The organism is Terrabacter sp. C0L_2, assembly GCF_036352015.1.
GTDB classification, from domain to species: Bacteria; Actinomycetota; Actinomycetes; order Actinomycetales; family Dermatophilaceae; genus Terrabacter; species Terrabacter tumescens.
Genome location: NZ_CP143557.1, coordinates 2162381 through 2188249, shown reverse-complemented (window position 1 = coordinate 2188249; position 25869 = coordinate 2162381). Strand labels below are relative to the sequence as shown.

The 25869-nt window shown below is 73.1% G+C and carries 22 protein-coding genes; 13 read left to right on the top strand and 9 right to left on the bottom strand.

The features are described from left to right. Nucleotides 1-106 precede the first annotated feature (106 nt). Both U5C87_RS10135 and U5C87_RS10130 read right to left on the bottom strand, forming a co-directional pair. Nucleotides 107-619 (bottom strand): hypothetical protein, encoded by a 513-nt coding sequence (locus U5C87_RS10135; RefSeq protein WP_330476447.1) that lies wholly within the window; start codon nucleotides 617-619, stop codon nucleotides 107-109. 74 nt (nucleotides 620-693) lie between these two features. Next, entirely contained in the window at nucleotides 694-2070 is a 1377-nt protein-coding gene (locus tag U5C87_RS10130; protein ID WP_330476446.1) for a PspC domain-containing protein, read from the bottom strand. 224 nt (nucleotides 2071-2294) lie between these two features. Between U5C87_RS10130 and U5C87_RS10125 the strand changes: the two genes are divergently transcribed. Then, nucleotides 2295-3656 (top strand): ATP-binding protein, encoded by a 1362-nt coding sequence (locus tag U5C87_RS10125; RefSeq protein ID WP_330476445.1) that lies wholly within the window; start codon nucleotides 2295-2297, stop codon nucleotides 3654-3656. Continuing rightward, nucleotides 3653-4357 (top strand): response regulator transcription factor, encoded by a 705-nt coding sequence (locus U5C87_RS10120; RefSeq protein WP_330476444.1) that lies wholly within the window; start codon nucleotides 3653-3655, stop codon nucleotides 4355-4357. Before U5C87_RS10125 ends, U5C87_RS10120 begins: the two co-directional genes overlap by 4 nt. Nucleotides 4358-4496: 139 nt before the next feature. Here U5C87_RS10120 and U5C87_RS10115 read toward each other — a convergent pair whose 3' ends face one another. After that, a complete protein-coding gene (locus tag U5C87_RS10115; protein WP_330476443.1) occupies nucleotides 4497-5327 on the bottom strand; it encodes an alpha/beta fold hydrolase in 831 nt (276 codons plus the stop codon). A gap of 219 nt (nucleotides 5328-5546) precedes the next feature. On the opposite strand from U5C87_RS10115, the gene U5C87_RS10110 reads away from it, so the two are divergent. From U5C87_RS10110 to nirD, 5 genes are read left to right on the top strand one after another with little or no spacing between them, the layout of a single operon-like run. Beyond that, on the top strand, nucleotides 5547-7031 hold the full coding sequence (locus U5C87_RS10110; RefSeq protein WP_330476442.1) for a nitrate/nitrite transporter: 1485 nt from the start codon (nucleotides 5547-5549) through the stop codon (nucleotides 7029-7031). Beyond that, nucleotides 7028-9172 (top strand): molybdopterin oxidoreductase family protein, encoded by a 2145-nt coding sequence (locus tag U5C87_RS10105; protein WP_330476441.1) that lies wholly within the window; start codon nucleotides 7028-7030, stop codon nucleotides 9170-9172. The genes U5C87_RS10110 and U5C87_RS10105 overlap by 4 nt, the downstream gene beginning before the upstream one ends. Continuing rightward, nucleotides 9169-10746, top strand: coding sequence for an FAD-dependent oxidoreductase (locus U5C87_RS10100; RefSeq protein ID WP_330476440.1), 1578 nt, complete (start codon nucleotides 9169-9171; stop codon nucleotides 10744-10746). Before U5C87_RS10105 ends, U5C87_RS10100 begins: the two co-directional genes overlap by 4 nt. Further along, the gene (nirB, locus tag U5C87_RS10095) at nucleotides 10746-13304 is read left to right on the top strand and encodes a nitrite reductase large subunit NirB (RefSeq protein WP_330476439.1); all 2559 of its coding nucleotides are present in this window, start codon (nucleotides 10746-10748) and stop codon (nucleotides 13302-13304) included. Before U5C87_RS10100 ends, nirB begins: the two co-directional genes overlap by 1 nt. Nucleotides 13305-13322: 18 nt before the next feature. Beyond that, a complete protein-coding gene (gene nirD / locus U5C87_RS10090) occupies nucleotides 13323-13745 on the top strand; it encodes a nitrite reductase small subunit NirD (RefSeq protein ID WP_330476438.1) in 423 nt (140 codons plus the stop codon). 135 nt (nucleotides 13746-13880) lie between these two features. On the opposite strand, the gene U5C87_RS10085 is transcribed toward nirD, so the two are convergent. Then, a complete protein-coding gene (locus tag U5C87_RS10085; protein WP_330476437.1) occupies nucleotides 13881-14756 on the bottom strand; it encodes an SDR family oxidoreductase in 876 nt (291 codons plus the stop codon). A 96-nt stretch (nucleotides 14757-14852) separates the two neighbouring features. On the opposite strand from U5C87_RS10085, the gene U5C87_RS10080 reads away from it, so the two are divergent. After that, a complete protein-coding gene (locus tag U5C87_RS10080; protein WP_330476436.1) occupies nucleotides 14853-15254 on the top strand; it encodes a winged helix-turn-helix transcriptional regulator in 402 nt (133 codons plus the stop codon). Here U5C87_RS10080 and U5C87_RS10075 read toward each other — a convergent pair. Together U5C87_RS10075 and cobA are read right to left on the bottom strand one after the other, a co-directional pair. Then, a complete protein-coding gene (locus U5C87_RS10075; RefSeq protein WP_330476680.1) occupies nucleotides 15244-16377 on the bottom strand; it encodes a uroporphyrinogen-III synthase in 1134 nt (377 codons plus the stop codon). The genes U5C87_RS10080 and U5C87_RS10075 overlap by 11 nt on opposite strands. 38 nt (nucleotides 16378-16415) lie before the next feature. After that, nucleotides 16416-17477: a uroporphyrinogen-III C-methyltransferase gene (gene cobA / locus U5C87_RS10070; protein ID WP_330476435.1), complete on the bottom strand. Its 1062-nt coding sequence runs from the start codon at nucleotides 17475-17477 to the stop codon at nucleotides 16416-16418. A 170-nt stretch (nucleotides 17478-17647) separates the two neighbouring features. Here cobA and U5C87_RS10065 point away from each other — a divergent pair, with 170 nt between their 5' ends. Beyond that, on the top strand, nucleotides 17648-18337 hold the full coding sequence (locus U5C87_RS10065; RefSeq protein ID WP_330476434.1) for a sirohydrochlorin chelatase: 690 nt from the start codon (nucleotides 17648-17650) through the stop codon (nucleotides 18335-18337). A gap of 157 nt (nucleotides 18338-18494) precedes the next feature. Here the strand turns inward: U5C87_RS10065 and U5C87_RS10060 are convergent, their stop codons facing one another. Then, a complete protein-coding gene (locus U5C87_RS10060) occupies nucleotides 18495-19208 on the bottom strand; it encodes a WXG100 family type VII secretion target (protein ID WP_330476433.1) in 714 nt (237 codons plus the stop codon). Nucleotides 19209-19333: 125 nt separating this feature from the next. Between U5C87_RS10060 and U5C87_RS10055 the strand changes: the two genes are divergently transcribed. Continuing rightward, nucleotides 19334-19981, top strand: a complete 648-nt coding sequence (locus U5C87_RS10055; protein ID WP_330476432.1) for an IMPACT family protein — start codon at nucleotides 19334-19336, stop codon at nucleotides 19979-19981. A gap of 73 nt (nucleotides 19982-20054) precedes the next feature. Further along, entirely contained in the window at nucleotides 20055-20627 is a 573-nt protein-coding gene (locus tag U5C87_RS10050) for an HhH-GPD-type base excision DNA repair protein (protein ID WP_330476431.1), read from the top strand. 93 nt (nucleotides 20628-20720) lie between these two features. On the opposite strand, the gene U5C87_RS10045 is transcribed toward U5C87_RS10050, so the two are convergent. Then, on the bottom strand, nucleotides 20721-22091 hold the full coding sequence (locus tag U5C87_RS10045) for a cystathionine beta-synthase (RefSeq protein WP_330476430.1): 1371 nt from the start codon (nucleotides 22089-22091) through the stop codon (nucleotides 20721-20723). Between the two features lie 107 nt (nucleotides 22092-22198). Between U5C87_RS10045 and U5C87_RS10040 the strand changes: the two genes are divergently transcribed. Next, entirely contained in the window at nucleotides 22199-23428 is a 1230-nt protein-coding gene (locus U5C87_RS10040) for an SGNH/GDSL hydrolase family protein (RefSeq protein ID WP_330476429.1), read from the top strand. Nucleotides 23429-23520: 92 nt separating this feature from the next. Here U5C87_RS10040 and U5C87_RS10035 read toward each other — a convergent pair whose 3' ends face one another. Further along, entirely contained in the window at nucleotides 23521-24297 is a 777-nt protein-coding gene (locus U5C87_RS10035; protein ID WP_330476428.1) for a hypothetical protein, read from the bottom strand. A gap of 326 nt (nucleotides 24298-24623) precedes the next feature. On the opposite strand from U5C87_RS10035, the gene U5C87_RS10030 reads away from it, so the two are divergent. After that, a complete protein-coding gene (locus U5C87_RS10030; protein WP_330476427.1) occupies nucleotides 24624-25847 on the top strand; it encodes an acetyl-CoA C-acetyltransferase in 1224 nt (407 codons plus the stop codon). Nucleotides 25848-25869: the final 22 nt, after the last annotated feature.

The window sequence follows — 25869 nt, the reverse complement described above, 5'->3', positions numbered from 1 at the left end:
CCGGACGTGACCGGCGAGCGTGCTCCCGAGCCTAACCACGCAGCGGGGGCGCCGACGCGGTGACCTCCGATGCGTGACCTCGGAAGCGTGACCTCGGAAGTCGGGGTCAGCGGCGGAGCCGACCTGCCACGACGCCCGCGAGCCCGACGAGGAGCAGCATGCCGCCGAACGCGCCGATCATCGTGGGTCCGACCAGCCGGAAGCTGAGGTCGGCGTCGGTGAGGTTGGCCACGAGGACGTAGGCGGCCACGAGCATCGAGAGCAGCCCGAGCATGATCGAGCCCGGGCGCGGCCCCTTGCGCACCGTGACGAGGGCCGGGCGGGGCGCGGGCTCCTGGTACGCAGGGTAGGGCTGGGCCGTCGGCGGCGGCAGGTGCGGCAGGGCGGACCCCTCGGTGACCGCGTCGTCGGGCACCGGGGTCGCGGGCTCGACTCGGAAGGGCGTCGCCGCAGGCATGGCCTGGGTCGACACGGCAGGGATCTGCGTCGTCACCGCGGGGTCGGGCGACGGCCCCGTCATCGGGTTCGTCATCGGGTCCGCCAGCGGGTCCGTCATCGGGTCTGCGGTCGGGTCGCGGAACTGCGTCGGGTCCGGCTCGGGGATGTCGTTGCTGCTCATGTCACTGCTCTCCGCTGCGTTCGTCAGGTCGTGGGGCGTGCCGTTCGGCTGTTCGGGCATCGGGTCGGTGGGGCTCATGACGCGCTCGCGGTCGAGATCCGGATCTCCCCGACGCCGACCTCGGCGTCGACGACGATCTGCTCCGGCCCGGTCTGCGGGCCGAACCTCACGGCGCGGTCCCAGCCGATTCCTCCAGCGTCCACGCCGCCCGTCCCGGAGTCGATGTTCACGGCGCCGTCGACGCTTCCGGTCGCGTGCAGCGCTCCGGCACGAGCCTTGGTGTTGACGGTGACACGCACGTCCTTGGGGACGACGAGGTTGATCTGGCCGACGCCGATCGTTGCCGAGACGTGGTCGGTGCCGGGCGTGGCGGCGTAGTCGGCCTTCGTGAGGTCGACCCTCATCTCCCCGATCCCCAGCTGGAAGTCCGGTGCAGGCGTCAGCGAGGTCACGGTGTGCGCCTGCTCGCCGACCTGCCAGGGCTGCGACAGCCCGACCGGTGCGGCGGTCGTCGCGGCGGCTGCGATCATGCCGGTCACGGCGAAGAAGGCGAGGCCTCCCGAGCGCCGGCCGGCGATGCCGGCGACGAGGATGCCGAGGCCGAGCACGCCGAGGCCGCAGGCGATCCCGACGGCGACGTGGTTGCCGGGCCAACCGGCGGCCAGCGCCACCGACGACAGGACGACGGCGGTGACGATGGCGAGGCCCAGGACGAGCAGCCCACCGGCGAAGCCGATCGAGGGCGTGCGCTCCCAGACCGGGGTCGGGGCCGGCGGACGAGGCGTGGTGAGGGTCGCGCCGGCGTTGGCCGCCGCGTTGCCCGTCGAGCCGTATGCCGTCGGGGTCGGTGGCGATGCCGGGATGACCCCCGTGGCGGGCTGGGTGAGCGGCTCACCGGTGACGGGGTCGGTGGCCGTGGTCCCGGCCGGGGTGCCCGCGGAGGCGCCTCCGGCAGCTGCCGTCGGGCTCGGGGCGCCCGGCTGGCCCTTCCAGGGCGCCGACGCCATGAGCTCCCGGCCGGTGCCCGTGCGGGTCAGGAACCACCAGGCCCCGACGACGAGGAGCACGAAGCCGAAGAAACGGAAGCCGCGGCTGTCGCCGCCCCACCAGGGACCGCCGCCGAGGACGGCCATCACGGTGATGACGAGCAGGAAGACCGAGCTGCCCTCGCCGTGCTTGAGAGCGCGCTCGACATGGATCTCGCCGCGCTCGTCGGGCATGAGCAGCCACAGCACGAGGTAGAGGGCGATGCCCATCCCGAAGAAGATCGAGAAGAGGATGAAGCCCGCCCGGACGACGAGCGGGTCGACGCCCAGCCAGCGGGCCACGCCGGCGGCGACGCCGGCGAACCAGCGGCCGTTCGACTGGCGCACGATGCCGGGGCGTCGCAGCGCGGTGTAGAGGCCGTCGAGGCCGTGCCCCTGACCGGGGGCGTCGTTGCTTTTCGTCATGTCACCAGATTGGGCCCCCCGACGGCACCCATCCATGAGGGTCGACCCTGAGCGCACCCTGACGCGACCCCCAAAGAGGGCCCGGATGGTCGCCCCGAGCCGCCGGGGTGGGTGAGTATGGAACGGTGCAGACGGCATACGAGAACGGAACGGGCCCCGCGCGTCCCACGGGACCCCCGGGAGCACCGGGAGCGACGTGGCGGACGACGCCGCGGCCCCCACTCGTGCGCCAGCGGGACGGCAAGGTCATCGCCGGTGTCGCCAAGGGCCTCGCCGACCACCTGGGGATCCCCGTGGTCGCCGTTCGTGTCGCGCTCGTGCTGACGAGCATCCCCTTCGGCGCGGGCCTGGCCGTCTACGTCTTCCTCTGGGCGACGATGCGCGAGGTCGGCACCGTGAACCCCGCGGCCCCGACCGACCCCCTCTCCCCCGTCAGCACGCCGATCAGCTCGACCACCTCGACCTCCTCGACCACGGCAGGCACGTGCTCGTCGAGCGTCCGGCACCACGTCGACCTGGCGAGCCTGCGCACGTGGCTGCGCAGTGGCAACCAGGCCGTGCTCATCACCCTCCTCGGCGTCGCGGCCCTCGCCGTCGCGGGCGCGCTGTGGCTCGGCAGCGCCGGCCTCGACGTGCACGCCGAGGTGATCCTGCCCGTCGTCGCCATCGTCATCGGCGCGATCTTCTTCTGGTCCCAGCTCGACGACACCGACACCCTCGGCGCTCGGCGTCCGGTCCGCTGGATCTGGCTCGTCGTCGGCCTCGGCCTGACGATCCTCGGGCTCGTCGGGCTGCTCGTGCGCGGCACCAACCTCACCGAGCTCTGGCAGGTCGCCGGCGCCGTGCTCGCCGCGCTCGTCGGTGTCGCCGTGCTCTCGGCGCCGTGGATCCTGCGGCTGTGGAGCAACCTGCGCGTCGAGCAGGCGGCGCGCATCCGTGCCACCGAGCGCGCCGACATCGCCGCCCACCTGCACGACTCCGTGCTCCAGACGCTCGCCCTGATCCAGCGCCAGTCCGGCGACGCCGCGACGGTGGCCCGCCTCGCCCGCGCGCAGGAGCGCCAGCTGCGCAGCTACCTCTACGACGAGGACGCCCGCGCCGGCACGCTCGGTGCGGCGCTCACCGCCGCCATGGGCGAGGTCGAGGACCTCCACGGCGTGCCCGTCCAGCTCGTCGTCACCGGCGACCGGCCGATGGACGAGCACCTCGACGCCCTCGTCAAGGCGGTCCGCGAGGCCACGTGGAACGCCGTGCGCCACGCGAGCCCGCCCGTCAGCACCTACGTCGAGGTCGGCCCCGACGCCGTCGAGGCGTTCGTGCGCGACCACGGCGCCGGCTTCGACCTCGACACCGTGCCCGACGACCGTGCCGGCGTGCGCGAGTCCATCATCGGGCGCATGGAGCGCCACGGCGGCACGGCCCGCATCCGACGCCGCGCCGACGGCACGGAGGTCGAGCTGCGCCTGCCCGTCCGGCAGCCGGTCGAGCCCGAGCAGCCCTTTGCCGCAACGCCGGCCGCCGACCCGAGATCGCAACCCACCCCCGGCAGCATGCCGGACCCCCAGACCCAGGAGCAGGCTTCATGACCGACCCGCGGACCATCCGCATCGTCATCGTCGACGACCACCACATGTTCCGCACCGGCGTCCGTGCCGAGCTGACCTCCCTCGCCGCGACGCCGCGCAACGGCGCCTTCACGCTCGAGATCGCCGGCGAGGCGGGAGCCGTCGAGTCGGCCGTGCAGGTCATCAAGGAGCAGCAGCCCGACGTCGTGCTCCTCGACGTCCATCTGCCCGGTGGCGACGGTCACGGCGGCGCCGACGTCATCCGCGCGTGCAACGGCGTGCAGTCGCGCGCGGACGTGCCGGTGCGCTTCCTCGCCCTGTCGGTGTCGGACGCCGCCGAGGACGTCATCGCGGTCATCCGCGCCGGCGCCCGCGGCTACGTCACCAAGACGATCAACGCCGAGGAGCTGCTCACCGCGATCGGGCGCGTGGCCGACGGCGACGCCGTCTTCAGCCCGCGCCTGGCCGGCTTCGTGCTCGACGCGTTCGGCGCGGCGGCGGGCGAGGTCGCCGAGATCGACGAGGAGCTCGACCGGCTCTCGGCCCGCGAGCGCGAGGTGATGCGCCTCATCGCGCGCGGCTACCAGTACAAGGAGGTCGCGAAGGAGCTCTTCATCTCCGTCAAGACCGTCGAGACCCACGTCAGCTCGGTGCTGCGCAAGCTCCAGCTCAGCAGCCGGCACGAGCTGACCGCCTGGGCGATGGGCCGCCGCCTCCTCTGACGCGCCCCTCCCCTCCGTCCCCCTCCTCCACTGCTTCCCGACCGAACGCGGCGTTCGGTCGCGAACTCAGTGTTCTAACGCAGCGTTCGCGACCGAACGCTGCGTTCGTTCGGTGGGTGGAGCTGGAGGGCGTATGCCGTCAGGCGGGGTCGGCGACGAAGCGGCGCAGGGCGGTGACGATGATCTCGGGCGCGTCCGTGTGCACCCAGTGCCCGGCCCCCTTGATCGTGAACAGACGGGTCCGCGGGAAGTGCCGCCGCATGCGGTCGCCGTCCTCGCGCTGGACGTAGCGCGAGTCACCGCCGGCGACCCACAGCACGGGTCCTTCGTAGGGCGGGAGCTCATCAACGGCGTCGGGCCAGTCCGCGATGTGTGAGTCCACCCCGAGCGCCGCGTCGCCCGCGATGAGGTCGAGGTTGACCTGCCAGCGCCACGACTGGCCGTGCCGGCGCAGGTTCTGCAGCAGGAACGCCTTGACGCCGGGGTCGGTCTCGGCGAACCGCGCCTCGGCGTCGCCGCGGCTCGTCAGCTCCGCGAGCGGCAGCGCCTGCATCTCGCGGATGTAGCCCTCGAAACGCTCGAGCGAGCCGTAGCCCTTGGGCGCGATGTCGACGACGACGAGCCGCTCGACGAGCTCGGGGTGGCGCAGCGCGAGCACCATGGCGACCTTGCCCCCGAGCGAGTGGCCGACGACGGCCCACCGCTCCCCCTCGGCCGCCGCGCGCAGCGTCGCGGCCACGGCGTCGGCGTACGCGTCGAGGGAGAACTCCTGCGACCACGGCGAGCGGCCGTGGTCGGGCAGGTCGACGAGCAGGCAGCGCGCATCGGTGCCGTCGGGACCGCTCACCGCCTTGGCGATCTGGTTCCAGTTGCGGCCCTGACCGAAGAGTCCGTGCAGGAAGGCGATCCGTGGCCCTGCGCTGCCCACGGACAGGGTGCTGAGCGAGGCCTGGTCGGGAGCCGACGTCATGACCCGGAGCCTACGCGGCAGGTCGCCTCACACCGCCGCCGGTCGACCGTGAGGGCGCGACGGCGAGCCGTCGTGCGGGACCTCACGGCCGCGCCGGACCCCCGTGAGGCAGACGTAACGGAGTTGTCACACCAGGCCGGACGTGGCGCAACACCGGCTTCCTAGCGTGGGCGCCACGCTCTCGCAGCGGCCCCCGACCCGCCCCCGAGGAGGAACCCCGTGAGCACGACCACCGGAAACAGCACCGGCACCAGCACGAACGGCAGCGTCGCCGCACCCTCCAGCACGCCGACCCTCGTCCCGGAGACCCCGAGCCGCTTCCGACAGCTCACGGCGCCGAGGTCGCGCGTCATCCGCGACTGGGACCCCGAGAACACCGCTGCGTGGGAGGCCGGCAACAGCCGCATCGCCCGCCGCAACCTCGTCTGGTCGGTCGCTACCGAGCACATCGGCTTCTCGATCTGGTCGATCTGGTCGGTGATGGTGCTCTTCATGCCGCAGGCCGTCTACGGCTTCACCCCGGCCGACAAGTTCTTCCTCGTCGCGGTCCCGACGCTCGTCGGCGCCGTCCTGCGGGTGCCCTACACGATGGCGACGGCCTTCTTCGGCGGGCGCAACTGGGCCATCGTCAGCGGATTCGCGCTGCTCGTGCCGACGGTCCTGACGTGGTGGCTCATGGTCAACCCTGGCCACTCGCTGACGACCTTCCTGCTCGTCGCCGGCCTCGCGGGTCTGGGCGGCGGCAACTTCGCCTCGTCGATGACGAACATCAACGCCTTCTACCCGCAGCGGATGAAGGGCTGGGCCCTCGGGCTCAACGCGGGCGGCGGCAACATCGGGGTCCCCGTCGTCCAGCTCGTCGGCCTGCTCGTCATCGCGACGCTCGGCAACCGCCGCCCCGAGGTCGTCTGCGCCGTCTACCTCGTGCTGCTCGCCGTCGCGAGCATCGGCGCCGCCTGCTTCATGGACAACCTCGACCACCAGACGGCCAATCCCAGGGCGATGCTCGAGGTGCTGCGGCACGCCGACGCCTGGGTCATCTCGCTGCTCTACATCGGCACGTTCGGCTCGTTCATCGGCTTCGGCTTCGCCTTCGGCCAGGTGCTCAACCAGACCTTCCTCGCCGGCCTCACCGGCGGCGCGGCGCCGACACCCGCCCAGACGGCAGCCGCGAGCCTGCACGCCGCCCAGATCGCCTTCGTCGGCCCGCTGCTCGGGTCGGTCAGCCGGGTCTGGGGCGGCAAGCTCGCCGACCGTCGGGGCGGCGCCGCCGTGACGCTGTGGACCTTCGTCGGGATGGCCGTCGCCGGCGTGCTCGTCACGCTCGCGGCCCGCTCCGACGACGTCACCTTCGGCGCGGCGACCGGCCTCCAGCTGACCGGGCTCATCGGCGGCTTCGTCCTGCTCTTCGTCCTCTCCGGCATCGGCAACGGCTCGGTCTACAAGATGATCCCCGCCCTCTTCGAGACGAAGTCCGCCGCCATCCCCGGCCCGGCCGTCGAGCGAGCCGCCTGGTCGCGCTCGATGTCCGGGGCGCTCATCGGCATCGCCGGCGCCATCGGCGCCCTCGGCGGCGTCCTCATCAACCTCGGCCTGCGCGCGTCGTACCAGGGCGCGGCGAAGTCGGCCACGGCCGCGTTCGTCGTCTTCACCCTCTTCTACGTCGGCGCCGCCGTCCTCACCAAGGTGCGCTACCGACGATGACCACCGACCTCAGAACGCCCTCCCGCTCGAGCGCCGGGACCGCTCCGGCCGACCGGACCGGTGTCGCGACGCACTGCGCCTACTGCGGGCTCCAGTGCGCGATGACGCTGACCGGCTCGTCGGCCGAGGACCTCACGGTCACTCCCCGTCGCTTCCCCACCAACCGGGGAGGCCTGTGCCAGAAGGGGTGGACGAGCGCGGAGCTGCTGCGCACCCCCGGTCGCCTCACGACGCCGCTCGTCCGCCGTGACGGCGAGCTGCAGCCGGCGTCCTGGGACGACGCTCTCGACGTCGTCGCCGACGCCATCGTGCGGACGCAGGCGGCATACGGCCGCGATGCCGTCGCGGTCTTCGGCGGAGGTGGGCTGACCAACGAGAAGGCCTACCAGCTGGGAAAGTTCGCGCGGGTCGCGCTGCGGACCAGCCAGATCGACTACAACGGGCGCTGGTGCATGAGCTCGGCCGCCGCGGCGGGGATCCGGTGCTTCGGGCTCGACCGGGGACTCCCCTTCCCCGTCACCGACATCGGCTCGGCCCACGCGGTGCTGCTGCTCGGCGCCAACCCCGCCGAGACGATGCCGCCCTTCCTCACCCACCTCGTGCGGGCAGCCGACGCCGGCGGCCTCATGGTCGCCGACCCGCGCCTGACCCCGACGGCCGCCAAGGCCCTGGACGGCGGCGGCCTGCACCTGCAGCTGCGGCCGGGCACCGACGCGGCCCTCGCCCTCGGCCTGCTCCACCTCGCGGTCACCGAGGGGTATGCCGACCGCCGCTTCGTCGACGAGCGCACCTCCGGCTTCGAGGACGTGTGGGCCGTTGCGGCGCAGTGGCTGCCGGAGCGCGTCGAACGCGTCACGGGTGTCGCGGTCACGACGATGCGCGCCGCCGTCGCCGCGCTCGCCCGGGCGCGTGACACCGAGCGCGGCGCCTACATCCTGTCGGCCCGCGGCAGCGAGCAGCACGCGAGTGGCACCGACACCGTGACCGCCTTCATCGCCCTCGCCCTCGTGCTCGGGCTGCCCGGCAACCCAGGTACCGGCTTCGGCACGATCACCGGCCAGGGCAACGGCCAGGGTGGCCGCGAGCACGGCCAGAAGGCCGACCAGCTGCCCGGCTACCGCAAGATCGACGACCCCGCTGCCCGCGCCCACGTCGCCGCGGTGTGGGGCGTGGACCCGTCCGACCTTCCCGGTCCCGGCCGGAGCGCCTTCGAGCTGCTGTCGGCGCTCGGCACCGACGGCGGACCCCGGGTGCTCATGGTCCACGGCAGCAACCCCGTCGTCTCGGCGCCGGACGCGCGCGTCGTCACCGAACGGCTCGCTTCGCTCGACCTGCTCGTCGTGTCGGACTTCGTGCTGTCGGAGACGGCGGCCGTCGCCGACGTCGTGCTGCCCGTGCTCCAGTGGGCCGAGGAGGAGGGCACGCTGACCAACCTCGAGGGCCGGGTCCTGCGCCGTCGTCGCGCCCTGACGGCGCCGGAGGGGTGCCGCAGCGAGCTCGACGTCTGGAGCGACCTCGCCGCCCGGATCGGTTGCAGCACAGCCTTCTCCACCGACCCGCGGGTCGTCTTCGACGAGCTGCGGCGCGCGTCCGCGGGCGGCCCGGCCGACTACTCCGCGGTGACGTGGGAGCGACTGGACGCCGGCGAGAGCCTGCACTGGCCGTGCTCGACCGAGCGTCCCCAGGGCACGCCGCGCCTCTTCCTCGACCGCTTCGCCACGCCCGACGGTCGCGCACGCTTCGTCGCCATCGACCACGCCGGCCCCGTCGAGGCCGACGACGCGGCCTACCCCCTCGTCGCCACGACGGGGCGGGTGCTGCAGCACTACCAGTCCGGCGCGCAGACCCGTCTCGTCGACGAGCTCGCCGCCGCGGCGGGCGAGATGTTCGTCCAGGTGCACCCCGACACCGCTGCCGCCAAGGGCCTCGACGACGGTGGCACCGCCGACGTCGTGAGCCGTCGCGGACGCACCCGGGCGGTCGTCCGCCTCGACGACGACATGCGCCCGGACGTCGTCTTCCTCCCCTTCCACTGGGGTGGCGTCGCCCGCGCCAACTCCCTGACCCACGCCGCGCTCGACCCGACCAGCCGCATGCCGGAGTTCAAGGCGTGCGCCGTCCGCCTGGAGGCCGTCCAGTGACCGCCCGCACCCGCCACGTCCTCGTCGTCGGCAACGGCATGGCCGGGGCCCGCCTCGCGGAGGAGCTCCGCCACCGCGACCCCGACGCGACGCGCTTCGCCGTGACCGTCGTCGGCGAGGAGCCGCACGCCGCCTACAACCGCGTGCTCCTCTCGACCGTCGTCGCCGGCGGGATCACCGCCCGCGACACGCGGCTCAAGCCGGACGGCTGGTGGACGGCCCGCCACGTCGAGGTCGTGCCGGGTGCGCGCGTCACGTCGGTCGACGTCGCGACGCGCACCGCAGTGCTCACGGCCGACGGGTGCGAGCAGGCCATGGCCTGGGACGAGCTCGTCCTCGCCACCGGCAGCACGAGCTTCGTCCCGCCGACCGAGGGGTTGTATGCCGGCACGCCCGGTCCCGACACCCCGCTCGCTCCCGGGGTCGTCGCCTTCCGCACCGTCGACGACTGCTCCCGTCTCATCGAGGCGGCCGAATCTGCCCGCACCGCAGTGGTGCTCGGTGGCGGCCTGCTCGGCCTCGAGGCTGCGCGGGGGCTGCTCGCCCGTGGAGTCGACGTCACCGTCGTCCACCCGCAGGACTACCCGATGGACCGCCAGCTCGACGCGGACGGCGGCGCTGTCCTCTCCCGCGTCGTGCGCGGCGTGGGCGCCCGTCTCGTCCTGGGCCGCTTCGTCGCCGCCCGCCACGCCGCGACCGCGGACGCCCCGGCCCACGTCGTCCTCGACGACGGCACCAGCCTCCCCGCAGACCTCGTCGTCGTCGCGGCAGGCGTGCGACCGCGCACCGACCTCGCCGAGGAGATGGGCCTCGCCGTGTCGCGCGGCATCGTCGTCGACGACCGCCTGTCGACCTCGGCTCCCCACGTCCACGCCATCGGCGAGTGCAGCGAGCACCGCGGCGAGGTGCCCGGACTCGTCCAGCCGGGATGGGACCAGGCGCGAGTCCTCGCCGACGTGCTCTCGGGCGCGGACCCGGACGCGACGTACGAGGGCACGAGCGTGCTGACCCGGCTCAAGGCCCACGACATCGACCTCGCGAGCATGGGCACGGTCGACGTCGACGTGCACGACCCCGGACACGAGGTGCTCGCCTTCACCGACCCGAGCCGCGGCCGCTACGCCAAGCTCGTGCTGCGCCAGGACCGGCTCGTCGGAGCCATCCTGCTCGGCGTCGGGGACGCGGCCGGAGCGTTGACCCAGCTCTACGACACCGGCGCCGTCGTGCCGCGGGATCGCCTGTCGCTCATGCTCGGCCGCGCGATCACCCGCTCCGGGGCGGTCGAGAGCGTCAACCTCGCCGAGATGCCGGGCAGTGCGGTCATCTGCCGGTGCAACACCGTGACGAAGTCCGCCGTGGTCGGCGCGTTCCGCTCCGGCGCCGAGACCGTCGCGGCGGTCGCCGAGGCCACCCGGGCCACCACCGGGTGCGGCTCGTGCAAGGGCGCCGTCGACGGCCTGTGCTCGTGGCTGCGCTCGTCCGAGCCGCGACCAACGGCCTCCACCCCCACCGACCACACCACGACGCCCGAGCCGGTGTCGGCCCCCGCCGCCCTGACCGAAGGAGCCGCCTGATGTCCACCACCCCCGAGAACAGCGCTGCCACCTGCACGCGCACCGTCGTCGTCGTCGGCCACGGCATGGTCGGCCACCGCTTCGTCGAGGCCCTGCGCTCGCGTGACACCGAGAGCACGTGGAAGGTCGTCGTCCTCGCCGAGGAGGCGGAGGCGGCATACGACCGCGTCGGCCTGTCGTCCTACGTCGGAGCCTGGGACCGCAGCGCGCTCGCGCTCGCCGGCAACACGTATGCCGGTGACGCCCTCGTCGACCTGAGGCTCGGCACGCGTGCCGACCGCGTCGACAGGGACGCCCGCACGGTGACCACGAGCGCCGGCGACGTCGTCGCGTACGACGCGCTCGTGCTCGCCACCGGCTCCCACCCCTTCGTGCCGCCTGTGCCCGGCCACGACTCCGCAGGCTGCTTCGTCTATCGCACGCTCGACGACCTCGACGGCATCCGGACGGCTGCGGAGGCCGCCATCGAGCGGGCCCACGCAGAGGGACGCGAGGCCAACGGGCTCGTCGTCGGTGGCGGCCTGCTCGGCCTCGAGGCAGCCAACGCGCTGCGCCTGCTCGGACTGACGCCCCACGTCGTCGAGTTCGCCCCGCGGCTCATGCCGCTGCAGGTCGACGACGGCGGTGGCGCCGTGCTCGAGGGCCTCATCAGCAGCCTCGGCGTGCAGGTGCACACGGGTGCCGGCACGAGCTCGATCGCAGCCCAGGACGACGACCGCCTCGCGGTCGAGCTGTCCGACGGCACAGCACTGCTCACCGACCTCGTCGTCTTCTCCGCGGGCGTCCGGCCGTCGGACGCGGTGGCCCGGACGGCCGGCCTCGCCGTCGGCGAGCGCGGGGGCGTCGTCACCGACCTGGCGTGCCGCACGAGCGACGAGAACGTCTGGGCCGTGGGCGAGGTCGCCGCCGTCGAAGGCCGCTGCTACGGCCTCGTCGCCCCCGGCTACACGATGGCCGAGGTCGTCGCGGACCGGCTGCTCGGCGGGGAGGCGACGTTCCCCGGCGCCGACCTGTCCACCAAGCTCAAGCTCCTCGGCGTCGACGTCGCGTCGTTCGGCGACGCGATGGCCACGACGCCCGGCGCGCTCGAGATCGTGCACACCGACGCGACGAAGGGCACCTACGCCAAGGTCGTCGTCAGCGACGACGCCCGCACGCTGCTCGGAGGGATCCTCGTCGGCGACGCGTCAGCCTACACGACGCTCAAGGCCTACGTCGGCCGCGAGGTGCCCGGCGACCCGGGGGCGCTGGTCTCCCCCGCCGGCGCCGAGCTCGGCGCGGACGCCCTGCCCGACGACGCCGTCATCTGCTCGTGCAACAACGTCACCAAGGGCTCGATCTGCGGTGCCATCGCCGAGGGCGCGTGCGACCTGGCGGCCATCAAGGGGTGCACGACCGCCGGAACCACCTGCGGCGGTTGCCTGCCCACGGTCAAGAAGCTGCTCGTCGACTCCGGCGTCGAGCTGTCCAAGGCGCTGTGCGAGCACTTCGAGCAGAGCCGCGCCGAGCTCTTCGAGATCGTGGCCTCGACCGGCATCCGCACCTTCTCGGGACTGCTCGCACGCTACGGCACGGGGACGGGCTGCGAGATCTGCAAGCCGACCGTCGCCTCGATCCTCGCCTCGACGAGCAGCGACCACGTGCTCGACGGCGAGCAGGCCGCGCTGCAGGACAGCAACGACCACTTCCTGGCCAACATCCAGAAGAACGGCACCTACTCCGTCGTCCCGCGGATGCCCGGGGGCGAGGTGACGGCCGAGCAGCTCATCACCATCGGACAGGTCGCCCAGGACTTCGGTCTCTACGTCAAGGTCACCGGCGGCCAGCGCATCGACCTCTTCGGCGCCCGCGTCGAGCAGCTCCCCGCGATCTGGCAGCGGCTCGTCGACGTCGGCATGGAGTCGGGGCAGGCCTACGGCAAGTCGCTGCGCACCGTGAAGTCGTGCGTCGGCTCGTCGTGGTGCCGCTACGGCGTGCAGGACTCGGTCGGCATGGCCGTCGACCTCGAGCACCGCTACCGCGGCCTGCGCTCCCCTCACAAGATCAAGTTCGGCGTCTCGGGCTGCGCGCGCGAGTGCGCCGAGGCGCGGGGCAAGGACGTCGGCGTCATCGCCACCGACAAGGGCTGGAACCTCTACGTCTGCGGAAACGGCGGCCAGACGCCCGCCCACGCGCGGCTGCTCGCGAGCGACCTCGACGACGAGACGCTCGTGCGCTACATCGACCGCTTCCTGATGTTCTACGTCCGCACGGCCGACCGGCTGCAGCGCACGGCGCCGTGGCTCGACGCGCTCGAGGGTGGTCTGGAGCACCTCAAGGCCGTCGTGTGCGAGGACTCCCTCGGCATCGCGGACGACCTCGAGGCCGCGATGGCCCGTCACGTCGAGGGCTACGAGGACGAGTGGAAGGCCGTGCTCGACGACCCCGTGAAGCTCTCTCGCTTCGTCTCGTTCGTCAATGCTCCCGAGGAGGCCGACCCCACGGTCGCCTTCGACGAGACCGGACCGCGCAAGGTCCCGGTCCTGCTCGGCCTGCCCACCGTCCGCGAGAACGTCTGAGCCGCAGAGGATCCCACCATGACCACTCTCGTCAACACCCCCGTCCCGACCGCCGCGCCGACGGTGCGGACGCTCGTCCGCCCCGGCATCCTGCCCGCGCCGGGCGCGAGGCTGTGGGTGGCCGCCTGCCCCGTCAGTCGCCTCGTGCCCGGTCGCGGCGTGGCGGTGCTCCTGCCCGGCGGCGCCCAGGCCGCGCTCTTCCTGCTGCCCACCGGGATGATCTACGCCGTCGACAACCTCGACCCATATGCCGGTGCGGCCGTCATCTCACGCGGGCTCACAGGCGACCGTGCCGGAGAGCCCACCGTCGCGTCGCCCCTGCTCAAGCAGGTCTTCTCGCTGCGCACCGGCGCCGCCCTCGACGACCCCGAGGTCTCGCTGCCCACGTATGCCGTCCGCGTCCAGCACGGTGAGGTGCGCATCGGCCTCCCCCTCCCCTGAACCGTCGAAAGGCCAAAGTTCGCGGATCCCCACCCGTCGAGAGGCCAAACTTCGCGGGTGCCCAACCGTCGAGAGGCCACAAACCGGGGTCTTGGGTGCCCGGTGTGTGGCCTCTCGACGGTGGAGATGGGGCTGTCAGGCGGCGGAGCGCACGACGGCGGCGCGCAGCGCGGTCTCGAGGTCCGTCGTCGGGTGGCCGACGAGGCGCGACAGGTCACCGCTGTCGGTGAACAGCGCACCCTCGGCGATCCCGCGGTCGCTGTCGGCGAGCACCGCGGCATACCCCTCCGGCAGGCCGGCCGCGACGAGCGCCGCCGTGTAGTCCGCGACGGACAGGTCGCGGTAGGCGACCTCGCGACCGGCGACCCGAGCCACCGTGTCGGCGAGCTCACCGAGGGTGAACGCGTGGTCTCCCCCGAGCTCGTAGACGGCTCCTTCGTGCCCGTCCCCCTCGCCGGCAAGGACCACGGCGGCGGCCTCGGCGTAGTCGGCGCGGGTCGCGGCGCTGACGCGTCCGTCCCGAGCGGCACCGAGGACGGCGCCGTGCTCGAGGACGGTCGGCAGCTGGCCGGTGTAGTTCTCGAGGTACCAGGAGTTGCGCAGCAGCGCGTGCGGCAGGCCCGAGGCGGCGAGCAGCTCCTCCGTCGCGCGGTGCTCGGCGGCCAGGAGCAGGTCGGTGGTGTCGGCGCGCGTGATGCTCGTGTAGGCGACGAAGCCCACCCCGGCACGCTTGGCCGCGTCGATCACGTTGGCGTGTTGCGTGATCCGCTGACCGACCTCGCTGCCCGAGACGAGCAGTAGCCGGTCGACGCCGACGAACGCCGCGTCGAGGGAGGCCGGGTCGGTGTAGTCGGCGCGTCGCACCTGGACGCCGCGGTCGGCGAGGTCGGCGATCGAATCGGGGGTGCGGGCGATGGCGACGACGTCGGCGGCGGGCGTACCGCGCTCGAGGAGGGCCTCGACGACGAGACGGCCGAGCTGTCCACTGGCACCGGTGACGAGAAGGGTCATGACGTTCCTTTCGGGTGGGGCTGACACCCGTCCCAACGACGCCTCCTCCGCCATACTTCCCAGAAGTTAGTACCCACTTTGAAGTAAGGTACTGACATGACGGTTAGTCCCACCCTGCGTCGGCACTTCCCCGACGGCGTCTTCGCCTCCGACTGCCCCAGCCGCGTCGTCCTCGACCACGTGACGAGCAAGTGGGGCACGCTCGTGATCCTGGCGCTGGCCGAGGGTGAGCCGCTGCGGTGGAGCGAGCTGCGCCGACGCGCCGAGGGTGTCAGCGAGAAGATGCTCGCCCAGACGCTGCGCATGCTCGAGGCCGACGGCCTCGTCCACCGGGACGCGAGGCCGGTCGTGCCGCCGCACGTCGAGTACTCCCTGACGGCGCGCGGCGACGAGCTGGCCCAGCGCATGGTGCCGCTCATGGACTGGATCGCCGACCACGCGCCCGCGATCGTCGGCGAGGCCGCGTCGGCGGCCGGAGCCGCAGCCGCTACACGTTGAGCCGGTAGCCCCGACGCACGACCGTCTGCACGAGGTGGCGGTCCGGGAGGGCCGACCGCAGCCGGCTCACGGCCATGTCGAGCGCGTGCTCGTTCTCGGCCTCGGGCAGCTCGTCGAGCAGCCGCTCGCGGGAGAGGACGGCCCCGGGATCGGACATCAGGGCAGCCAGCATGGCTCGGGGCCCGCGCGCCAGGGTCACGGTCTCGCCCGCGAACGTCACGTCGCGCCCGTGGACGACGAGCGGACCGAGCGCGGTCTCGACCTCGGCGACCCCGTTGACCGTCAGGTGCTCGACGACCGTGCGGATGAGCGCGCCCATCCGGAAGCGGTCGGGCACGATCGGCGTCACGCCGAGGTCGAGCAACGGCGCTGCCGTCACGGGGCCCACTGCGGCGGCCGTGACGCCGCACCGGAGTGCCTCGACGAGCACGCCGTCCATGCCGAGCTGCGCTGCGGCAGAGACGAGCCCGTCGACCGCGGGTGCCGAGGTGAAGGTCACGACGTCGACCTCGCGGGCGGCGACCGACGCCACCAGACGCCCCAGCCGGCTCTCGTCGGTCGGCCGCACCCACCGGTACGGCGCGACGGTGAGGACCGTCGCCCCCGCCGATCGGAGCCGCTCGAGCTGCTCGACGTCCTCGTGACCGTGCAGCTGCACCGCGACCCGCTTGCCGGCGACGCCGCCCTCGAGCGCCAGCCCGACCGTCGAGGCCGTGCGCTCGTCGTCGGCGATGCCGTCGTCGTCGTGGCCGGCCGCGCGCACGGCCCCACGCGCCTTGGGTCCGCGGACGATGATCCGGGCGCTGTCGAGGGTGCGGCCGAGCTCCTCGCCGAGACCGGCGGCGTCGGCCGCCTCGATCCAGCGTCGGAAGCCGTAGGCCGTGGTGACGATGACGACGTCGGGACGGGCCCCGATGATCGCCCGCGTGTCACCGAAGAGGATCTCGTCCTCGTCGATCGGCGCGATGCGGACGGCAGGCGCGTGGATCACCTCGGCACCGCGGCGCACGAAGGCGTCGATGAGGTCGCCGGACCGACGGTCGGACGTGACGCCGATCCGGAAGCCCGCGAGCACCGGTCCCGCAGGCTCCGCGCGCACCGCGTCGAGGTCGGGCCCACCCAGCTGCGCCGACCAGGCCGTCGGCGGGTGGCCGCGCCCGCTCACGCGACGACGTCCAGGACGATCTTGTCAGCCGGCTGCCCGACGACGCAGCGCGCCGCCCAGACGGCCGACTGCCGCACGACCTCGCCGACGACGATGACCGACGGCGACGACGCGCGCGCCCGGCTCACGAGGTCGGGCAGGGTGCCGAGGGTCCCGACGATGCTGCGCTGGTCGGGGCTGAAGCCGCGCTCGACGACCGCGGCCGGGGTGTCCACCGCCAAGCCGCCGCGCACCAGCGCCGTCGTCAGCGGGACGAGGTTGTGCATCCCCATGAGCAGCACGACGGTGCCGCCGAGGCCCGCGAGCGCCCGCGCCTGCTCGGGCTCGAGCGGCACGTGCCCCGAGACGACGGTGAAGGTGTGGCTGACACCGCGGTGGGTCACGGGGATGCCGGCGCTCCCCGGCACGCCGACGGCCGACGAGACGCCGGGCACGACCGTCACAGGCAGTCCGGCCTGCACCGCGGCGGCGACCTCCTCCCCGCCGCGACCGAACACGTAGGGGTCCCCGCCCTTGAGGCGCACCACGGTGCTGCCGGCGAGGGCGTGCTCGACCATGAGTCGCTCGATCTCGTCCTGGGGCACTGCGTGGTGGCCTGGGCGCTTGCCGACGTCCACGACCTCGGCGCCGGGCGCGAGCGCCGCGACGTCCCCCACCTCCGCGAGCCGGTCGGTCAGCACGACGTCGGCGTCCGCGAGGGCGCGGATCCCGGCGAGCGTCATCAGCTCGAGACCCCCGGGACCCGCGCCGACGAGGACGACCCGGCCCCGGGGCGCATCCGGGATCGGCTCGGTCACGACGGGGCAGCGCCCCGCGAGCGCCGCGCGGGCCGTGGCCCACGTGGACGCCGGCCCGACGAGCACACCGAGCCGGGCGCGTGCGCAGGCCTCGCCCGTCACGTCGCCGGGCGCCGTCACCACGGACACGACGGCGCCGGCCCGCTCGTAGCGGCGCACGGTGGGCGCCGTCAGCCCGGGCGGCCCCACGACGAGCACGGGCAGACCCGTGAGGTCGGTCTCGATCAGCACGGCGGCCTCCCGTCGCAGCTCGCGTTCCACGTCGGTTCCTACGGTAGGAAACGCGTGTTTCGCCCGCGTTTCCGTCCCGCGATCTCTCGGTAACGACCTGCTCACCCGGGCGTATGCGTGGAGTGCGTCCCCGAGGCCGCGGGTCGTCGCGCTCGCGGGCGCCCCTCCACGACGCCCGCCCGACATGCCAGAGTGGGGCCATGACCAGCCCCGCGCCCGCGCTCGTCGCGGTGGCCCACGGCACGTCGTCCGCCTCGGGCCGGTCGGCCGTCGGGGGTCTCGTCGCCGCCGTCGCGGCGCGTCGCCCGGACCTCGTGGTCCGGGCGGCCTTCGTCGACGTGCAGCCGCCGGGTCCGGACGCCGTGCTGTCGTCGCTCGACCCTGCCGTCCCGGCGCGGCTCGTGCCGTTGCTGCTCTCGGCCGGCTACCACGTCTACGTCGACCTCGCGGAGGCGGCGGCCGCCGTGCCGGGCACGTCGGTCGCGGCCGCCCTCGGCCCGGACGCGCGACTCGCGGGCCTGCTCCGGCGCCGTCTCGAGGAGGCCGGGCTGCGTGACGACGACGTCGTCGTCCTCGGTGCCGCCGGCTCGTCGCAGGCCTCGGCGGTGGCCGACTGCGAGCGCGTGGCAGCTGCTCTGGGTCAGCTGGTCGGACGCCCGGTCGTCGCCGGCTACCTCTCCGCGGCGGAGCCGAAGCTCGCGGATGCCGTTGCTGCGCAACGTCGTCCGGGACGACGAGTCGTCGTGGCGACGTATCTGCTGGCACCGGGCTTCTTCGCCGACCTGGCGCGCCGGTGCGGTGCCGACGTCGTCAGCGACCCGTTGCTGCTCCCCCGCGAGCCCGCACCCGAGGAGCTCGTGGACGTGGTCGTCGACCGCTACCTCGGCTGACGACCGACCAGGTCACGCTCGGCTCCACGACGCGACCGACGGCAGACCGTGTCCGCCTCGGTGGACGTGCGCGACCCGGACCCGGGCGGTCACTGCGAGCGGGCGCCCCGCCGTCGTCACGCGACCGTTCGGTCACACCGCGGGCGCGTCGCCGCCGTCAGCGGATCGGCAGGCCGAGGTGGTGCGCCGCTGCCGCTGCCACGCCCGCCGGAACAAACGGGCCGTGGGCGGGGTCGACGACCGCGAAGGCGGACCCGCCGTGGGTGCTGCCGATCCACTGCCCCCAGCCCATGGCGTGCAGCGGCTGCGGGACACCTGCCGTCACGACGGGCCTCCCACCGTCCGGCCCCCAACCGACGAGGGCATCAGCCCATCCGGCTGGTGCAACGTGCGGGCGTCCGCCGTTGGACACCGCGAACGCCGCCTCGTGGACGCCGACGTGAGCAACGCTGCCGTGACCTCCAGCGCCCACAACCACAGCAGCTGCGGCGACGCCACTGGTCCCCGCGTGGCCCGTGTGGCCGGCACCGCCGCCACCTCCATGTCCTGTGAGAGGTTGGACGCCGGCGCCACCGCTCGCGTGGTGCGAGCCGCCACCGGCGGACGTGCCGCTCGAGCGGTGCTGCAGGTCGGCGTTGTCGTGCAGGCGCTGCCCGAGCCGGGCGAGCTCGGCACTGATCCGGTGCAGGTCGTGCTCGACCCGCCGCCAGCGTTCCACGAGGTGCTGCAGGTCGGGCCCCTGCCAGGCCCGCTGCATCGTGCTCACGGCTCGTTGACCGTGCAGGCGGACCACGTCGACCTCACGGCCGTAGGCCGCCATGCGGCCAGCCGAGTCGCGCAGCGCGTCGACGTCAGCACCCTTCGAGAACACAGATCTCCCCTTCACCCCTGCAAACCGGACCCATCCTCACCTGACCACGACGTCGGGTGCAATGGGGAGCGCTCCCCGGGCCCACGGCATACTCGGGAGGTCCCGTCGACCCGCCCAGAGAAGGTATGCCGCTGAGCCAGCCACGCCGCTACCTGACCCTCGCCTCCCCCGCCACCGCCGAGCTCGAGGTGAAGCGGTCCCGCTTCGTGTGCGACGTCGCTCCGGCCGGGTCCGAGGAGGCCGCGCGCGCCTTCGTCGAGCAGGTGCGCTCGGGCAGCCGCGACGCCCGGCACCACTGCACGGCCTTCGTCCTCGGCCCCGACGGGGCCACGCAGCGCAGCAATGACGACGGCGAACCGTCCGGCACGGCGGGCGCCCCCATGCTCGACGTCCTGCGCGGACGCGGACTGAGCGACGTGGTGGCCGTCGTGACGCGATGGTTCGGCGGGACGCTGCTCGGCACCGGGGGCCTCATCCGCGCCTACGGCGACGCGGTCACCGCTGCAGTCGAGTCGGCCCGGCTGGTCACGATGGAGCTGCGCGAGAGCCTCGTCGTCGAGGTCGACCACGCGGCCGGGCCACGGCTCGAGCACGCCCTCAGAGCGCTGCCGAGCGCGGACGTGGTCGATGTCGACTACCTCGCGCGCCACATGCGTCTGCACGTCGCGGCCGCTCCTGACGTGGTCGACGACGTGGTGCACACCGTCGCGAGCCTCACGTCGGGCGCGGGGCGGATCAGCTCCGGCGAGCCGTCGTGGGTCGCGGCCACCTGACCTGCTGGCGACCACCTCCTCCCGGGTGCGACGTCGTTCCGGAGGGTCGTCGGTCGCGTGAGAGCATGCCTGCATGGGCTTCCACATCGCCAACGAGCCGGCCGCCGACCAGGTCCTCGACGAGCACCCGTTCGCCGTCGTCGTCGGGATGATGCTCGACCAGCAGTACGGCATGGAGCACGCCTTCCGGGGCGGCTACAAGGTGCTGAACCGGTTCGGCACGCTCGACCCCGCGGCGATCGCGGCGGCCGATCCCGACGAGTTCAAGGCGATGGCCAGCACCCCACCGGCGATCCACCGCTTCCCGGGCTCGATGGCCACGCGCCTGCAGGAGCTCGCCTCCCTCGTCGAGAGCCGCTACGACGGTGACGTCACCCGTCTGTGGACCGAGCCGACCACGGGCAAGGAGCTGCTGAAGCGCGTGCAGGAGCTGCCGGGCTTCGGCAAGCAGAAGGCCCAGATCTTCGTGGCCCTGCTCGCCAAGCAGCTCGGCGTCCGCCCCGAAGGCTGGGAGGCCGCGGCGGGCGACTACGCCCTGGACGGCTACCGCTCCGTGGCCGACGTGGTCGACGCGGACTCGCTCCTCAAGGTCCGGGAGTTCAAGCAGGCCAAGAAGGCCGAGGCGAAGGCCAAGCAGCAGGCCTGAGCCGCAGCACTTCTCGCACGTATGCCGCTGGGTTCGCTTCTCATGGAAGCGAACCCAGCGGCATACGCCGTCTCAGGCGAAGCCTGACGGGAGTCAGTCGGCGAGGAAGCCGAGCAGGTCGGCACGCGTCAGCACGCCGATCGGCTTGCCGTCCTCGACGACGAGGATGGCGTCCGAGTCCTCGAGCTCCTTGCGGGCGGCCGACACCGGCGACCCGGCCCCGACGAGCGGCAGACCCGGCTCGATGTGCTTCTCGACGGAGTCGGCGAGGTGGGCGTGGCCGGTGAAGAGCGCCTCGAGCAGGGCCCGCTCGCTGACGGAGCCGGCGACCTCACCCGACATGACGGGCGGCTCGGCCTTGACGACGGGCATCTGCGAGACGCCGTACTCGCGCAGGATCTGCACGGCGTCGCGGATCGTCTCGTTGGGGTGCGTGTGCACGAGTGCCGGCATGTCGCCGGACTTGCTGTGCAGCACCGAGCCCACGGTCGCCTCGGTGTGGTCGTTGAGGAAGCCGTAGGAGTGCATCCACTCGTCGTTGAAGATCTTGCTCATGTAGCCGCGCCCGGAGTCGGGCAGCAGGACGACCATGACGGCGTCCTCCGGCAGGTCCTTCGCGGCACGCAGGGCGGCCACGACGGCCATGCCGCACGAGCCACCGACGAGCAGGCCCTCCTCGCGGGCGAGTCGGCGGGTCATCTCGAACGAGTCCGCGTCGCTGACGGCGATGACGTCGTCGACGACCGACGGGTCGTAGGCACCCGGCCAGAAGTCCTCGCCGACGCCCTCGACGAGGTAGGGCCGGCCGGTGCCGCCGGAGTAGACGGAGCCCTCGGGGTCGGCCGCGATGATGCGCACGGTGCCGTCGCTGACCTCCTTGAGGTACTTGCCGGTGCCGCTGATCGTGCCGCCGGTGCCGGCACCCGCGACGAAGTGCGTGATGCGCCCATCGGTGTCGCGCCAGATCTCCGGACCGGTGGTCAGGTAGTGGCTGTTCGGGCCCTCGGGGTTGTAGTACTGGTTCGGCTTCCAGGCACCGTCGATCTCGCGCACGAGGCGGTCGGAGACGGAGTAGTAGGAGTCCGGGTGCTCGGGCTCGACCGCGGTCGGGCACACGACGACCTCGGCGCCGTAGGCCTTGAGCACGTCCCGCTTGTCCTGGCTCACCTTGTCGGGGCACACGAACACGCAGTGGTAGCCGCGGCGCTGCGCGACGAGGGCCAGGCCCACGCCGGTGTTGCCGCTCGTGGGCTCGACGATCGTGCCGCCCGGCTTGAGGAGGCCGTCGCGCTCGGCGGCCTCCACCATGCGCAGGGCGATGCGGTCCTTCACGGAGCCGCCGGGGTTGAAGTACTCGACCTTCGCCAGCACCGTGCACCTCACCCCCGCGTCCGCGACGACGGAGCCGAGCTTGACCAGGGGCGTGTTGCCGACGAGGTCGGCGACGTTCTCTGCGTACTTCACCCGCCCATCCTAGGAGTGCCGTCCCACCGGTCGAGACATCCGGTCCGCACCGGCGCCCCTCCGACTGCGCGCAAACCGGGCACGGACGTCCACGCCCGGGCGTTACCGTGGTGGACCCGGACGAGCGGGTCGACAGTCACGAGGAGGGCACCGGGATGGGGCGGGCACGACGCGCACGCAAGATCGCACAGGCTGCCGCCTACGGCGGCGGTGTGGGCGTCGCGGGCCTGGGCGCCCTCGGTGCGCTCGGCTACGGGATCCTGCGGGTGGAGGCCATGATGGCGCGCCGGATCGTCGGGCAGCCCTTCGAGGGCGCGCCGTCCGACAGCGGCACCTACGGCTCCGGCTCCGGCAGCCCGGTGCAGTTCCTCGTGCTCGGCGACTCGACCGGTGTCGGGATGGGCGCCGACCACGCGCACCAGACGATCGGGGCCACGATCGCCCACGGCATCGCCGCCTTCAGCGGCCGCCCGGTCGAGCTGACCAACGTCGCTGTCATCGGGGCCGAGTCCCCCGGCCTCGACGAGCAGGTCGAGCGAGCCCTCGCCGCCGTGCCCGAGCCGCACGTCGCCGTCATCATGATCGGCGCCAACGACGTCACCCACCGCATCGACACCTCCGTCGCCGTCCGTCACCTCGAGATGGCCGTGCGCGGCCTGCGCGAGGCCGGAGCCGAGGTCGTCGTCGGCACCTGCCCCGACCTCGGGGCCATCGAGCCGGTGCCCCAGCCCCTGCGGCTGCTCGCGCGCCGCTGGTCCCGTGACCTCGCCGCCGCGCAGACCGTCGCGGTCGTCGAGGCCGGCGGCCGCGCCGTGTCGATCGGTGACCTCCTGAGCGAGGCCTTCTCGGCCGAGCCGCACGTGATGTTCAGCAAGGACCGCTTCCACCCGAGCCCCGCCGGCTACGCCCGGGTCGCCGCCGCGCTGCTGCCGACCGTGAGCGCCGCCCTCGACCTCTTCGGCGAGCGCAGCACACCGACCGAGCCCAACCTGCGTCGCGGCGAGAGCGTCGGCCCCCTCGCCGTCGCGGCGACGAAGGCGGTCACGCAGCCCGGCACCGAGGTCGCGCCCGCCGAGGTCGGCGGCCAGTCCCGCGGCGCGCACGGACGCTGGGCGGTGCTGCTCCACCGCATCCGCCCGACCGTGCCGGCACCGGCCCTCCCGGCGAGCACGACACCCGCTCCAGCGGACGACGGCCCGGACGACGAGCGCCCGACGGACGACGCGGCATACGCCATCGTCGACCCGGGGCCCGCCCAGCCCGCCCAGCCCGTCGACACCGAGCCCGCCGCCTCCGAGGCCGCCGACGGCCCGACCGAGGACGCCGTCCTGCGCTGACACCCGCTGGACGCCGACGCCTGCGAGCCGGCCCGTGGCACGACGAAGGGGGCGCCCGACGAGCGGACGGCCCCTTCGAGATGTGCTGGAGGTCAGCTGATCTTCATGATCTGGCTCGCCTCGGGCGCCTTGATGCCGAGGTCCTCGTTCCACTTGGAGAAGTCGAGCTGCCCCGGGCTGTCGGACGAGCCCGTGAAGCGCACGACTTCGGACTTGTCCTTGGAGACGTAGAGCGCGCCCTCGCTCTTGCCCTTCTTGTCGGTGAGGACCCAGCAGTCCACGCCGCCGACGTTCTCGCTGCCGACCTCGGTGGCGAGCTGCTCCGAGGTGACCGCACCGAAGGCCTTCTCGAGGAAGCTCTTGAGGCTCAGGCTCTCGGTCATCGACGCGGCCGAGGCCGGCGCCTTGATGAACTTGTCGCCCGCCTTCTGGACGGAGGCCGGCGCGTTCTGCTTCTTCCAGAACGTCGCGTCGCCCTGGATGTAGACGCCGTTGCCGACGGAGATGACGCGGGCCTTGCCGTCGCCCTCCATCTCGATGGCGATGTCGGCGGTCTTGCCGTCGCTCGTGCCCTTGAAGTCGATCTTGATGGTCTTGCCGGACTGGTCGACCTGGCCGACGAAGGCGCCCGACGTGGCGGCGAGCGCGTTGGTCTTGGCCTTCTCGAGGATGCTCGAGGCCTCGCTCGTGCTGCCGCTGTCGGTCGTGGTGGACGAGGTCGCGGCGGGCGCCGAGGTGCTCGACGAGCCGGCGCCCGTGGAGCTGCTGGTGCCGGCGGCGGGCGTGTCGGACTTAGAGCACGCGGCGGCGCCGAGGCTGATCGCGAGCGCGCCGGAGACGGCGATGACGCGAGTCGTGAAGGTCTTCATGGTTGGGCGAGCCCCCTGGTTGTCGGATGGTCAGGGGTGAGTGCCCGGACCCTGTCGGCGTGTGGGACGCCGACGATCCACCCTAACGGTCGTGCAGGTGGACTCCGTGGTCGTACCCGACCTGCGGGCCGCGCCCTCGTCACACCCTCGCTGCACCCGGCGGGCCTCCGCCGCACCCACCGTCGCGCGCCCGGAGAGACGCACGTCATGGCGGGCGGCCTGTCCAACGAGCGCGAGGACGTCCTACCATCGTGGGGACTGAGCAAGCGCTTAGTCGCCCGTCGCACCGCCGCGCGGGCCGTCGATGCTGCACCAGGAGATCCCCCGTGACCGAAGCCGTCATCGTCTCGACCGCCCGCTCGCCGTTCGGCCGCGCCTTCAAGGGCTCGCTCAAGGAGGTCCGCCCCGACGACCTCGCCGCCACGGTCATCCAGGCCGCGCTCGACAAGGTGCCCGCCCTCGACAAGCGCCTCGTCGAGGACATCTACCTCGGCTGCGCCGAGCCGTCCGGTCGGCACGGCTCCAACATGGCCAAGGTCGTCGCCACGCTGCTCGACATGGACTCGACGCCTGCCGCGACGATCAACCGCTTCTGCGCCTCCTCGGCCCAGACGACCCGGATGGCCTACCACGCCATCAAGGCCGGCGAGGGCGACATCTTCGTCTCAGCCGGTGTCGAGTGCGTCTCGCAGTACACCGACTGGGCCGGTGCCGGCGGCGCCAAGGAGGACCAGCAGAACGGTCGCTTCGCCGAGGCCCAGGCCCGCACCAAGCGCATCGCCGAGACCAACGAGACGTGGACCGACCCGCGCGAGGACGGCCTGCTGCCCGACATCTACATCGCGATGGGCCAGACGGCCGAGAACGTCGCGACGGCATACGGCATCTCCCGTGAGCGCCAGGACGAGTGGGGCGTCACGTCCCAGAACCGCGCCGAGGCCGCCATCGGCCGCGGCTTCTTCGACTGGGAGATCACGCCGGTCACGACGCCCGACGGCACCGTCGTCAGCAAGGACGACGGCCCCCGCGCGGGCGTCACGCTCGAGGCCGTCCAGGGCCTGAACCCCGTCTTCCGCGAGCAGGGCACCGTCACGGCCGGCAACTGCTGCCCGCTCAACGACGGCGCCGCGGCCCTCGTCATCATGAGCGACACCAAGGCGAAGGAGCTCGGTCTCGAGCCGCTCGCCCGGGTCGTCTCGACGGCCGCGACCGGCCTCTCCCCCGAGATCATGGGCCTCGGCCCGGTCGAGGCGACCAACCTCGCGCTCAAGCGCGCCGGCCTCTCGATCGGCGACATCGACCTCTACGAGATCAACGAGGCCTTCGCCGCCCAGGTCATCGGCTCGGCCGACCAGATCGGGATGGACTACGACAAGCTCAACGTCAACGGCGGCGCCATCGCCATCGGCCACCCGTTCGGCGCCACCGGAGCCCGCATCACCGGCACCCTCATCAACGCCCTCCGCGAGCGCGACGGCCAGTTCGGCCTCGAGACGATGTGCGTCGGCGGCGGCCAGGGCATGGCCGTCATCTTCGAGCGCCTCAGCTGACGCTCGGACCCGCGCCACGCAC

Bases quoted from the DNA above. Each gene is read 5' to 3' on its own strand.
- U5C87_RS10120 (WP_330476444.1), top strand. From the start codon at position 3,653: ATGACCGACCCGCGGACCATCCGCATCGTCATCGTCGACGACCACCAC.
- U5C87_RS10115 (WP_330476443.1), bottom strand. From the start codon at position 5,327: ATGACGTCGGCTCCCGACCAGGCCTCGCTCAGCACCCTGTCCGTGGGC.
- U5C87_RS10050 (WP_330476431.1), top strand. From the start codon at position 20,055: ATGGGCTTCCACATCGCCAACGAGCCGGCCGCCGACCAGGTCCTCGAC.
- U5C87_RS10035 (WP_330476428.1), bottom strand. From the start codon at position 24,297: ATGAAGACCTTCACGACTCGCGTCATCGCCGTCTCCGGCGCGCTCGCG.
- U5C87_RS10135 (WP_330476447.1), bottom strand. From the start codon at position 619: ATGAGCAGCAACGACATCCCCGAGCCGGACCCGACGCAGTTCCGCGAC.
- U5C87_RS10065 (WP_330476434.1), top strand. From the start codon at position 17,648: ATGACCAGCCCCGCGCCCGCGCTCGTCGCGGTGGCCCACGGCACGTCG.
- U5C87_RS10085 (WP_330476437.1), bottom strand. From the start codon at position 14,756: ATGACCCTTCTCGTCACCGGTGCCAGTGGACAGCTCGGCCGTCTCGTC.
- U5C87_RS10055 (WP_330476432.1), top strand. From the start codon at position 19,334: ATGCCGCTGAGCCAGCCACGCCGCTACCTGACCCTCGCCTCCCCCGCC.
- nirD (WP_330476438.1), top strand. From the start codon at position 13,323: ATGACCACTCTCGTCAACACCCCCGTCCCGACCGCCGCGCCGACGGTG.
- nirB (WP_330476439.1), top strand. From the start codon at position 10,746: ATGTCCACCACCCCCGAGAACAGCGCTGCCACCTGCACGCGCACCGTC.
- U5C87_RS10130 (WP_330476446.1), bottom strand. From the start codon at position 2,070: ATGACGAAAAGCAACGACGCCCCCGGTCAGGGGCACGGCCTCGACGGC.
- U5C87_RS10080 (WP_330476436.1), top strand. From the start codon at position 14,853: ATGACGGTTAGTCCCACCCTGCGTCGGCACTTCCCCGACGGCGTCTTC.
- U5C87_RS10105 (WP_330476441.1), top strand. From the start codon at position 7,028: ATGACCACCGACCTCAGAACGCCCTCCCGCTCGAGCGCCGGGACCGCT.